Here is an 11,054-nt window from a genome sequence, read left to right on the forward strand (position 1 = left end):
TTACGCCTCCGCTGCTTTCAAGCTAACAAGCTGGCCGTAAGCCGAACCTAAGGTTTCGTGAACCAGGGATCCGGGGGAACATTCCGGCATCCACACGACCCGCTCCGGCAGGTCAGTGAGCACCACCGGCAGAGTTAGGGCACCTTTCGGTCCCGTAATCTTGGCAAAGTCGGTAATACCGTTTTCCCGGGCGGTTTCCGCGCTCATGCGCACCACCGGAACTTTGGCAGTCCCCGCCAAGTACGGTTCGCCGTCTTGGCAGCGCCCCGCGTCCAGGAGAGGCTTCCAGGTGATGACCAAAGCCTGGCCGGCCTCGGGGGGAACAATGGGAGGATCCTCACGGAAAGGCGCCCCCAAACGAATGCCTTGCCAGGGACCCAGCTCTTCGTACTCGTGCCAAATCGCGGCCAGAGAGTCCAGCCCCAGGTCGTAGCCCGCGGCCCGGGCCAGCAGGTTCATGACTTTCCAGTCCGGCAGCGCGTGCGAGGCCAAAGCCTGACCGAAAGGACGCAGCCGGCCCTCCCAGTTGATGAAAGTTCCGCTCTTTTCGTGCGGCGGAGCCACCGGCAGCACGACATCAGCGTACTGGGTAATCTCGGTCTTGCGCACCTCCAGCTGGATAACGTGCTTCACGCCTTTGAGGACTTCCCGCGTGCCGTCCGGGTCCTCCAAGTCGCGCAGGTCCACCCCGCCCATCACCATGGTGGTGCCGGGCAGGAACTGTTCCCAAGCCTCGGGGGTCAACATGCACCGGAAACACAGCGGCAGATTCTCGTGCAGCGGCTCCTTTAGGCCCCAAGCCGCATCGATGTCGGCGCGTGCCGCCTGGTCTGTCACTAGGCGACCGCGCGGCAGCAGACCGGGGAAGCAGCCCGCCTCAATAGCGGCACGTGAACCGGCGCGCCGCGGTATCCACGCCCAAGCGGCATTGGTGGCATCGGCCAGGCGCGCAGCATATTCCAGCTCGTCAACGACCAAGCTGGCGCGCTCTCCTATCAACACCAGCGATCCGGGCTGGCTCAGGGATTCTTTCACCCAAGCAAACTCGCCTTTACCTGCGGCAATGTCTTGCAAAATCTGGAGTTGCTCCCCCGGCTGGTTTTGCACCAGGGTAGCGCCGAGCTTGCGCGCCCCATCGCTCAAGAACGAGGCGAGGGTGGCGACCTTCGTGCCGTGGTTTTGTGTGGCTTTGCGTAGCCGCAGGAACAGAGTGGCGCATTCGTCCTCCGGCTCCAGGTCTACCAGGAACACAAACGGCGCTTTTTCAATGTCTTGGTAAGTCACTGTTACCGGACGCCCCGCGACCCGCAGTTTGATGAAGTTCACTTCGTCCATGCGGAAGTCCCGCGAGCGCGCATCCACGATGTTCGATTTACCCACCACGTGGGCGAACTTGCCCCAAGCGTAGTAGTCCTCGAGGGTCAGGTGTTCGCCGGGGAAGAACGTGACCTCCGAGTTTTGTGCAGATTCTGTAACATAGGCGGCGGCCCGGGAAAGGGCGGTGCCCCAGTCAGTTTCCTCCAACTCGCCCGCGTCGTTACGCACCATCGGGCGGGTCAAACGGTCAGTAGAGGACTGCCACGCGAAAGCGTAACGATCCTTGTCAGAAATCCATTCCTCGTTGACCTCGGGATTATCCCCCGCCAACTGGCGCAACACGACCCCGCGGCGGGCATCGACGCGGATTTCCGCCCCACTGGCGTCCTGGTCGGTAATCGAGGGGGTCGAAATGAGGTCGTGGGGACGCGCCCGGAAACGGTAGGAGGCGTTCGTAAGCGCGCCGACCGGACAAATCTGGGTGACGTTGCCGGAGAAGTACGAGGCGAAACGGCGACCGGACACGTCGCGGTGCGCCACGTCCGGGTTGCCCGAATGCATCGAACCGATGATGCCAGGCTCCCCGCTCGGGCCGGTCATAGATTCACAAGGGGTGACGGTAGCGCCGTCCGGGTTCGCCTCCTCGTCATAAATCCCCAACACCTGCGTGTCGAAAGAACCAATGTTCTCGCCCATAAAGAAGTGGTCGTCGCGCGGAGAAGAACCGCCGCCCCGCCCTTGTAGATCCAAAAACGCATCACCGGCGATTTCTTTACCGAAACGCACGCAACGCTGGCACAGCACGCAGCGGTCCCGATCCAACAAAATCTCGGAAGTCAGACGCACCGGCTTGGGCCAGACACGCTTTTTATCGGTGAAACGCGAGGTCGGGTTGCCCTCCATGAACGTCTGGTTCTGCAGCGGGCATTCCCCGCCCTTGTCACAAACCGGGCAGTCCAACGGGTGATTGACCAGCAGGAACTCCAGGATACCGTTTTGGGCTTTGGCCGCGACCTCGGAGGTGAACTGGGTGTAAATCTCCATCCGATCCGTACAGGTGGTCGAACAGGCCGGCATCGGTCTGGGCATCTTGGCAACTTCACCTTGCCGGTTGGGCATAGCTACCTCGACCAGGCACGCGCGGCAGGCGGCCACCGGTTTTAGCAACGGGTGGTCGCAGAAGCGCGGCACGTAGACTCCGGCCATCTCGCAAGCCCGAATCGCCAGGGTGCCTTTGGGCACTTCCAGGGGCTTGCCGTCAACTTTAATATTGACCATTTGCACTTCGTCGCTCATTTATTTACCTGCCTCGCCCGATGCCTCGTGGTAGTACACGCTGCGTTCGTAGGGGAACAACTCCCAAGCCGGGGTTGTGTAGCCTTTTTCAAACTCGTCACGGAAACGTTCAATGCCGGACTTCACCGGGGTGACGGCCGCGGCGCCCAGCGCGCAGAAGCAACCCCCGCCAATCTCGGAAGTAATCGACAGCAGCTTGTCCACGTCACCAACCTCGCCTTTACCGGCTTCGAGGCGGTGCATGATTTGCTTCATCCAATAGGTGCCTTCCCGGCACGGGGTGCATTTGCCGCAGGATTCATGCTGATAAAAGTCCACCCAGCGGGTCATGACGCGCACGACTGAAGTCGTTTCGTCAAACACTTGAATAGCGCGGGTGGCCAGCATCGAACCGGCGGTGGCGACTTCCTCATAGGTTAGGGGAACGTCGAGTTCTTCGGGGGTAAAGATAGGTGCCGAGGAACCCCCGACCGCCCAAAACTTCAGGTCGTGACCGGAGCGCATTCCGCCGCAGTATCCCAAGAGTTGGCGCATCGTGATTCCGAAGGGCGCCTCAAACTGGCCGGGGTGAGCCACGTGGCCGGAAATCGAGAAGATGCCGTGCCCCTTCGACTTTTCCGTACCCATCGAGGCATACCAGTTATCCGAATACTTAAAGATGCCCGCGACCTGGGAAATCGTCTCGACGTTGTTGATGACGGTAGGACGAGCGTACAGGCCCTGGGCGGCCGGGAACGGCGGCTTCAACCGCGGGTGTCCGCGCCGGCCCTCCAACGAATCCAGCAGGGCGGTTTCCTCACCGCAGATGTAGGCTCCCGCCCCGGAGTGGGCGGTAATCTTGAGGTCGCCCAGCAGTCCCGCCTCGGTTGCTTCCCGGATAGCGGCCAGCAGTCGGCGCAGCGGGTGGGTCACTTCTCCGCGCAGATACACGAAAGCGTGTTCGCAGCGAATCGCGCGGGAACAAATCGCCATCCCCTCGATGAGGGCGTGCGGGTTCGCCATGATTTGCGGAATATCCTTACAGGTCCCCGGCTCGGACTCGTCAGCGTTCACCGTCAGGTAGCGCGGCAAACCGTCATCGGGAGGCAGGAACGACCACTTCAACCCCGCGGGGAAGCCCGCGCCACCACGACCGCGCAACCCCGAGTTCTTGACCGCGGCCAGGACATCGGCGGGATCCATCGAGTTGGCTTTTTCCAAGCCTTTGTATCCCCCGCGGGCCCGGTAGGCCTCCAAGGTCCAAGACCGGTCTACACCCCACATATCCGACAAAATCGGGGTCAGCGGCACCTCACCACCAGGAATGTCAGTCAGGTTCAGTTCACTCATGACTATTCACCTTCCTTCGCTTCGGGAGCGGACCAGCCCGGGTCGCTGGGGATTCCCCAACCTTTTTCCGCAGCGATGCGCTTGCCCAGCAGGGTGGGAACACCGGCGGATTCGCCCTCGTCAGCCAGCCCGTCCTCGAAACCAGCCAAGAGGTGCTCGTTTTCCTTAAACGTCGGGACGTGATTCGGGCCGCGGGTCGGCTGCACCGGGTTGCCGGCACGCAAATCGTCAACGAGTTTCACGGCAGATTGCGGGGTTTGGTTATCAAAGAATTCCCAGTTCACCATGACGACGGGGGCAAAGTCGCAGGCGGCGTTACATTCAATCGCTTCCAGGGTAACTTTCCCGTCCGCGGTCGTTTCCCCGTTGCCGATGCCCAAGTGGTCGCACACGGTTTCCCAAATTTCGTCGCCACCCATGACGGCGCACAGCGAAGTGGTACACACCCCCACGTTGTATTCCCCGTTGGGACGACGCTTGTACTGGGTATAGAACGTGGCGACCGCCGAAACTTCCGCGGGGCTAATCCCCAACAGTTCGGAGCACAACTCGATACCGTTGGCGGACACGAAGCCGTCCTCAGACTGCACCAGGTGCAGCAACGGCAGCAGCGCCGAACGCGAATGCCCCTCGGGGTAGCGAGCAATAATCTCTCGGCCTTCGCGAACCAGACGCGCTTTGACGTCCTCAGGATACGGTTTCATCGATCCACACCTCCAAACACCGGGTCAATCGAACCGATTGACACCACCAAGTCAGAAATCAAGCCACCCTCGCACATCATGGAGGCAGATTGCAGGTTTGCATAAGAGGGGTCGCGGAAGTGCGCCCGGTAAGGCCGGGTGCCGCCGTCGGTCACCAGGTGCACGCCCTGTATGCCCTTGGCATGTTCAATCTGGGCGTAAACCTGACCGGGCGGAATCCGGAACCCCTCGGTCACCAGCTTGAAGTGGTGAATGAGTTCCTCCATCGAATGCCCCATAATATGCGACACGTGCTCCGGGTCCTGGCCTTGGCCGTCCGCGCCGATGGTCAGCTTGGAGGGGTAAGCGAACTTGGGGTCGGCAATCATAACCGGCTCACCCTTGCTTTGCTCCAAACGATCCAGCACCTGGTAGACAATGCGCAGGGACTGGTACATTTCCGCGAAACGCACCTCGGTACGCGTGTAGCAGTCGGAATGGTCGCGGGTGGGAACATCGAAAATGTAAGTCTCGTACCCGCAGTAGGGCTGCAACTTGCGCATATCCAGCGGCAAACCACCCGCTCGCAGGCACGGACCGGTCAGGGATAGCGCCATCATGGTGGACAGCGGCAGCCACCCCACGTTCTTCATACGGCCAATAAAGATGGGGTTGGCCATAATCAAGTCCTGCATTTCGCCAATGTCGCGTTTGACCAGCGGGAGCTTTTCACGAATCATGTCGATGGTGTCGTCCAGCAGATCGTTGGACACGCCGCCGGGACGCATATAGGTGTTGTTCATGCGCAGGCCAGTAATGTGTTCAAAAATCCGCAGGATTTCTTCACGAGCCCGGAACCCGGTGGTCAGCATGGTCGTCGCGCCCAGCTCGTTCGCGCCAGTGCCGATAGCGATCAGGTGCGAAGCAATCCGGTTCAGCTCCATCAACAGCACCCGGATTTCGTTGGCCCGCCGAGGCACCTGGTCCGTTACCCCCAGAGCTTTTTCGACCGCCAAACACCAGGCGACTTCAGTAAAGAACGGCGCCACGTAGTCCATGCGGGTGCAGTAGGCCACGCCCTGGTTGTAAGTGCGGTATTCCATAGATTTTTCGATACCGGTGTGCAGGTAGCCGGTACCCAAACGGCAATCCTTAATCGTTTCGCCCTCCAGTTCCACCACTACGCGCAACACGCCGTGAGTGGAGGGGTGCACCGGGCCCAAGTTGACGGCAATCCGGTCATTGTGAGCCGACTCGAGGTCAGCGGCCATCGCGGCCCATTCCCCGTCCTGAACGGAAAACTCCGGCATTCCCGGCACATATTCGCCAGCCCCCGCCGTGGCATGAACATTTTGCGTTTTTGCCTCTGGGTTCATAGTTTCGGTACTCAACTGTAGCTCCTCCGCGTGTCTGCAGGCGGGACGGTGCCGCCCTTAAATTGCACTGGAATCCCGCCCAGCGGGTAGTCCTTACGTTGCGGGTGACCGACCCAATCATCGGGAAGCAGGGATCGGGTCAAGGCCGGGTGACCGGTAAAGATGATGCCCATCATGTCGAAAGTTTCCCGCTCGTGCCAGTTGTTTCCGGGGTAAATATCCACGATGGAAGGGATTTTCGGGTCTGACTCGGGGGCCGCAGTCTCGATGCGCAGGTTGTGATTGTGGGTCACGCTGATGAAGTGGTACACGGCGTGCAGTTCCCGCCCGGTGTCGTGCGGGTAATGCACCCCGGACACGCCCATGCACAACTCAAAGCGCAAGTCCTGGTCGTCACGCAACGCTTTTGCAACCGTCACCAGGTGTTCGCGAGCGACATGAATCGTCAGCTCGCCGTGGGAAACGACGACCCGGTCTATGGCAGTGAGAGGATCCACCCCGGCCTCACGCAAATCCTCCTCCAGGTAATCGACGCAGTCATCGAACCAGCCCCCGTAAGGCTTCGGGGACTGCCCGGGCATCGTGACTTCCCGATGCAACTGACCGTAACCGGAAGTGTCGCCGGTGCCGTGAACCCCGAACGGGTTGTCACGCACCCCCAGGGATTCGCCGCGAGGATTGGCGTACTGGGGCAGTTTCGGCTCCAGTTCGCCCTCCGGGGCGGCTTGCAAATCTTGAGTTTCTTCGCTCACGCCATCAGTCCCTTCATGTCGTTCAACGAGGCCGCCTGCAGCGCCGCGGCTTCCGCCTTGCGGATAGCTTCCTCACGATTCTTGCCCAAAGGATCGACCTTGATGTGGTCGCGCAAGCTCAGCAACGCCCCCAGCAGCATTTCCGGACGCGGCGGGCAACCCGGCAGATAGATGTCTACCGGCACCACGTGGTCGCAGCCCTGCACAATGGCGTAGTTATTGAACACGCCGCCCGACGAGGCGCAAGCCCCCATCGAGATGACCCACTTCGGGTCGGCCATCTCGTCATATACGTTGCGCATGATGGTGGCCATCTTGTGCGAGACCCGACCCGAAACCAGCATCACGTCAGCGTGACGCGGAGAGGAACGGAACACCTCCGAACCGAAACGGGCGATATCGAAACGCGAAGCCGCGGTCGCCATCATCTCGATAGCACAGCACGCCAAACCCATCGTGACGGGCCAAATCGAGAGGGAGCGCGCAAAATCAGTGAGCTTTTCCGGCAACGCCGCCAAGCCGTCAGAATCTTGATCCAACATTTTATGGTTTCCTCCAAAATACTTGGAACGGTTTAGTTCCAGTCAAAGCCACGACGGGCCCACACATAGATAAAGGGAACTGCCAGCAGTTCCACGAAAGTCATCATGACGAACATGCCGAACTCTCCTTGCTGGAAAAAGGAAATCGCCCAGGGGTATAGAAAAACCACCTCGATGTCGAAAATGATAAACATCATGGCGGTTAGGTAGTACTTAACCGGGAAACGCGCCTGGTTTCCGCGATTCGGAGTGGGGTCACAGCCACATTCATAGTTGGCATTCTTAACGCGGTTTGGCTTCGTAGGGCCGAACAGATAACCGGATAAAACCCCTGCTAAGGCCACCAACCCGGCTACTAACAGCATTATCAGCAGCGCTACGTAAACGTTCATAGCTTCTCCATCTTTGAAAACACCTGAGTTGCCTGCCGGCACCGTAACCAGCAAAATCTTCCCAGGCGAGTTGCCAGCTCTACCCTACAAGTTTTTCCCCTAGCTCAGTAAATTTTGTACGGAATGCAGGATTATCGCCGAGCTTCTCCGGGTTTTGGGCGGTCTGTGGCCTGCGGTGCGGATTCGATTTAGGAAAAAAGGAGTTTTCTAATTGGGACTTGGGTCCCTGCTGAGAGAGGGCGGTTGGCGGGAAGTTCTGCGCTCTCAGGCGTAGGGCCGCGTCGGGAGTCTGCCCGCATGCTACCCTGCCGGTTTTGGGCGCTGAGCGGGGGAACCTAGGATAGATGGGTGCTATTCGTCCACACTCGCGCTCTTGACCGTGATTTGTCCCCGGAGCTGTTCCCGATGGAGGCCGCGGCACTCCCCACGGACGGATTTTTCTTTGCTTCTCCCCCTGCACAAGGCGCCCCCCTCACGTTGGCTGCGCCGGGTTTGGGGGATTTTCCCGGTCAGGACTTTGCGCCAGCCTGGCATTGGGAGGACGGGTCGGACCTGAATCGGGCTGGCGCGGCGTGGTACCTGGTGGGACGCCACGCCCGGGTGTTTGATGCGGTGCAGCGACGCGGCAGCGGCCCGGTGGCTTTCGCGTCCTTTGGTTTTAATAGCGCGGCTGCCTCGGTGTTTGTTCTGCCGTCATTCCTGGTGGGCAGCGACGAGGAGGGGGCGTGGATTACCGTGGCTTATCAAGCCGCCAGCGTTGATGAGCCTAGAGCGGACCGATTGTATCGGGCCGCCATTGCTTGGATTAAAAACTTTCCCCACCGCCAGCGCCAAGATGCCCTGCAAACGCGACCTGCCGCCGTAGTGGGAAAAACGTCTTACCAGGAAAACGTCACCGCCGCCGTGCGCGCTATCCGGGCGGGCAAAGCGGAGAAAATCGTGATGGCCCGTCCGGCTCGCTTCGAGTTCGCCGGGGCTACTGGCGCGGCGCGAGCTCGGGCTGCCGGCGGGTTTTTGGCTGCCCGCCTGCGCGAACGCTACCCGACTTGCTGGATTTTCAATGTCGGGGGGCTGGTCGGAGCTACGCCGGAGATGTTGCTGGAGGCTGCCGCAGGACGGGCGCATTCGCGGGTCTTGGCGGGCACGGCGACGCCCGGCGAGGATGTGGATTTGGCTCATTCGGCGAAAAACCTGGCGGAACACCAGGTGGCGCTGCGTTCGGTGGCCGAGCCTTTGTGCCGCGTCGACCCCGATTTGGAGGCGAGCGGGCCCTACCTGTTACAGCTGCCGAATCTGACCCATTTGGCCACGGATTTGCACCTGCGGGTGCCGGTGGGCAAGACGCTTTTGCACCTGGTCGCGCAGTTTCACCCCACGGCTGCCGTGTGCGGGCTGCCGCGGGAGTTTGCGCGGAGGTTTATCTCCCGGTTTGAAGCGGATCGCGGGCGTTACGCCGGACCGGTGGGCTGGGTCGATGCCCAGGGCGGGGGTCAGTTGGCTTTGGCGCTGCGGTGCGCCCAGCTCGATGCGCTCGGCGTGGAGGCCTGGGTCGGGGCGGGCATCATGGCAGATTCCGACCCGGAAACCGAATGGCGGGAAACCGGGGCAAAACTGGCGCCGATCCGGGATTGTCTGGACTTGTCGGCTGACTGACTCGCGGAGCGCGCGGGAGGATTGCCCAATCCCGCGACCTCGCCAATGGGCGGGTTCAGTGCGACCGCTGCCCTAGCGGCGATAGGTGGCGGTCAGGGTCGCGCGTGCCAAACCGTTGAACAAGCTCATGAAGTGCACCGTGGCGTTCGTCGCGGTATCCGGAGCCAGCTCAAGGGTGGGGATTTTCAGGGCGTGAACTGCGAAAACATAGCGGTGTTCCCGGTCCCCCGCCGGTGGAAACGGGCCGTCGTAAGCAAAAACCCCGGTATCGTTACGGATATGAAAAGCTCGCCCCTCGGTCACGGCCTGAATGGTCGCGTCATCCGCTCCTGCCCCCAGCGGCAGGGAAGTCACTGACGGGGGAATATCCACCACCGTCCAATGCCAGTAGCCGGACGGCGTGGGAGCATCGGGATCGAAACAACTCAAGACATAAGAGGCAGTCTGCGCTGGCGCCCCGGACCAAGACAGCTGGGGTGAAAGGTTTTCGCCCTCCCCGGAAAAATCACGGGGCATGGCCACTCCCTCCTGCAAGTTTTCACTGGTGAGGGTAAAGGACGGCAGCTGCGGGAGTGCCTCAGCATAAGGGTGCGGGGCGAGGGGGCGAGAATCTAAGTTCATGATGTCTCCTAACTGTTGGGGTATTCGGGTTTCGGTGTGCGGTAGGTAATCCCGCCAACCGGCACGGCAGTCTGTGCCGACCGGCGAGGACAGATACGCCTTAAGTGTAGCTTGGCGTTACCCAGACCCGCTCCCTCTAAACCCCAGGTATTACAACTGCGGAACGCTACTTTGAGCGATTTTGTGACATGTAGCAAAAACGCTCAACGCGTGTTTGTACGGTGTCAATGGCGCAGGACTCTGCTCCGTTGACACCAAAACCCCTCACCAACAGTGAACTATTCAACTCCCTGACGACATTTAAGTGCTACGCTTAACGTATTACAGCGCAATGCGAGGGGAGAGTACAATGGCGAAAACTACCACCGCGATACGTTTTGACCAGCAGGAACGTGAATGGATACAAGCATATGCTGACTTCTTAGGAATCAGCTTTTCACAATTTATCCGTCGGGCAGCGTTAGAAAAACTGGAAGATGCCCTCGACACGCAAGACTATATGCAAGCCCTGAAAGAAGACGACGGCGCCCGTTACACCACGGATGAGATTATGCGCGAAGTCATGGAAGATGAGTGACCCACGCAAATGTCTTATCAAGTCCGCTGGACCAATGCTGCTCGCAAAGACCTAAAAAGTATCCCTAAAAAGCAACGCATCCTCCTCGTGACGTGGGTGCGCGACCACCTGGATGGATGCGAGAACCCCAGAGGTATCCCCCAAGGTAAACAGCTGCAAGGAACCAAAAACGGCTGGCGTTGGAGAATCGGTTCCTACCGAGTGATAGGACAGATTAAAGATCAGGAACTGGTGATTAACATTGTCCGCACCGGGCACAGACAAGGCGTCTACCGCCCATTACCCAAGATTTAGCCACTGATTCATAAGCCTCCAGCGAATGAAAGCACTAAACACAAGACTCGGGCAGGGAAGCAGGGCGCGACGATGGCGAGGCCCGAGGGGGCGGGACGCAGGCGCCGAGATTAGGTGGGCTTCACTCGAGAAGATGGGAATAAAGCTGCGGGGGGGGGGGGGGCACACGCCGCCCCCCCCCCCCCCCAAAAATTTTTAATTTTTTAAAGAAAGAAAAAAAAA

At 60.0% G+C, this 11,054-nt stretch carries 11 protein-coding genes; 3 read left to right on the plus strand and 8 right to left on the minus strand.

Annotated features, from left to right (window positions below):
* From SPI05_RS02675 to ndhC, 7 genes are read right to left on the minus strand one after another with little or no spacing between them, the layout of a single operon-like run.
* Positions 1-2,613 carry an NADH-quinone oxidoreductase subunit G gene (locus SPI05_RS02675; protein ID WP_321075901.1) on the minus strand — a complete coding sequence of 871 codons (2,613 nt, stop codon included), beginning with the start codon at positions 2,611-2,613 and terminating at the stop codon, positions 1-3.
* Positions 2,614-3,942 (minus strand): NADH-quinone oxidoreductase subunit NuoF, encoded by a 1,329-nt coding sequence (nuoF, locus tag SPI05_RS02680; protein WP_321075905.1) that lies wholly within the window; start codon positions 3,940-3,942, stop codon positions 2,614-2,616.
* A gap of 2 nt (positions 3,943-3,944) precedes the next feature.
* Positions 3,945-4,646: an NADH-quinone oxidoreductase subunit NuoE gene (nuoE, locus tag SPI05_RS02685; RefSeq protein ID WP_295027597.1), complete on the minus strand. Its 702-nt coding sequence runs from the start codon at positions 4,644-4,646 to the stop codon at positions 3,945-3,947.
* Entirely contained in the window at positions 4,643-6,016 is a 1,374-nt protein-coding gene (locus tag SPI05_RS02690; protein WP_321075913.1) for an NADH-quinone oxidoreductase subunit D, read from the minus strand. The genes nuoE and SPI05_RS02690 overlap by 4 nt, the downstream gene beginning before the upstream one ends.
* The gene (locus SPI05_RS02695) at positions 6,013-6,753 is read right to left on the minus strand and encodes an NADH-quinone oxidoreductase subunit C (RefSeq protein WP_321075915.1); all 741 of its coding nucleotides are present in this window, start codon (positions 6,751-6,753) and stop codon (positions 6,013-6,015) included. Before SPI05_RS02695 ends, SPI05_RS02690 begins: the two co-directional genes overlap by 4 nt.
* Entirely contained in the window at positions 6,750-7,295 is a 546-nt protein-coding gene (locus tag SPI05_RS02700) for an NADH-quinone oxidoreductase subunit B (RefSeq protein WP_282921016.1), read from the minus strand. The genes SPI05_RS02695 and SPI05_RS02700 overlap by 4 nt, the downstream gene beginning before the upstream one ends.
* Positions 7,296-7,327: 32 nt before the next feature.
* Positions 7,328-7,687 carry an NADH-quinone oxidoreductase subunit A gene (gene ndhC, locus SPI05_RS02705; RefSeq protein WP_321075918.1) on the minus strand — a complete coding sequence of 120 codons (360 nt, stop codon included), beginning with the start codon at positions 7,685-7,687 and terminating at the stop codon, positions 7,328-7,330.
* A gap of 348 nt (positions 7,688-8,035) precedes the next feature.
* Here ndhC and SPI05_RS02710 point away from each other — a divergent pair, with 348 nt between their 5' ends.
* Positions 8,036-9,340 (plus strand): isochorismate synthase MenF, encoded by a 1,305-nt coding sequence (locus SPI05_RS02710; protein WP_321075920.1) that lies wholly within the window; start codon positions 8,036-8,038, stop codon positions 9,338-9,340.
* A 72-nt stretch (positions 9,341-9,412) separates the two neighbouring features.
* Here SPI05_RS02710 and SPI05_RS02715 read toward each other — a convergent pair whose 3' ends face one another.
* Positions 9,413-9,961, minus strand: a complete 549-nt coding sequence (locus SPI05_RS02715) for a YbhB/YbcL family Raf kinase inhibitor-like protein (RefSeq protein ID WP_321075921.1) — start codon at positions 9,959-9,961, stop codon at positions 9,413-9,415.
* Between the two features lie 349 nt (positions 9,962-10,310).
* On the opposite strand from SPI05_RS02715, the gene relB reads away from it, so the two are divergent.
* Both relB and SPI05_RS02725 read left to right on the plus strand, forming a co-directional pair.
* Entirely contained in the window at positions 10,311-10,538 is a 228-nt protein-coding gene (relB, locus tag SPI05_RS02720) for a type II toxin-antitoxin system RelB family antitoxin (protein ID WP_321075923.1), read from the plus strand.
* Positions 10,539-10,547: 9 nt separating this feature from the next.
* Positions 10,548-10,832, plus strand: coding sequence for a type II toxin-antitoxin system RelE/ParE family toxin (locus tag SPI05_RS02725; protein ID WP_321075925.1), 285 nt, complete (start codon positions 10,548-10,550; stop codon positions 10,830-10,832).
* The last annotated feature ends 222 nt before the right edge of the window (positions 10,833-11,054 follow it).

The sequence above is a fragment of the Mobiluncus sp. genome (assembly GCF_034180645.1).
GTDB lineage: Bacteria > Actinomycetota > Actinomycetes > Actinomycetales > Actinomycetaceae > Mobiluncus.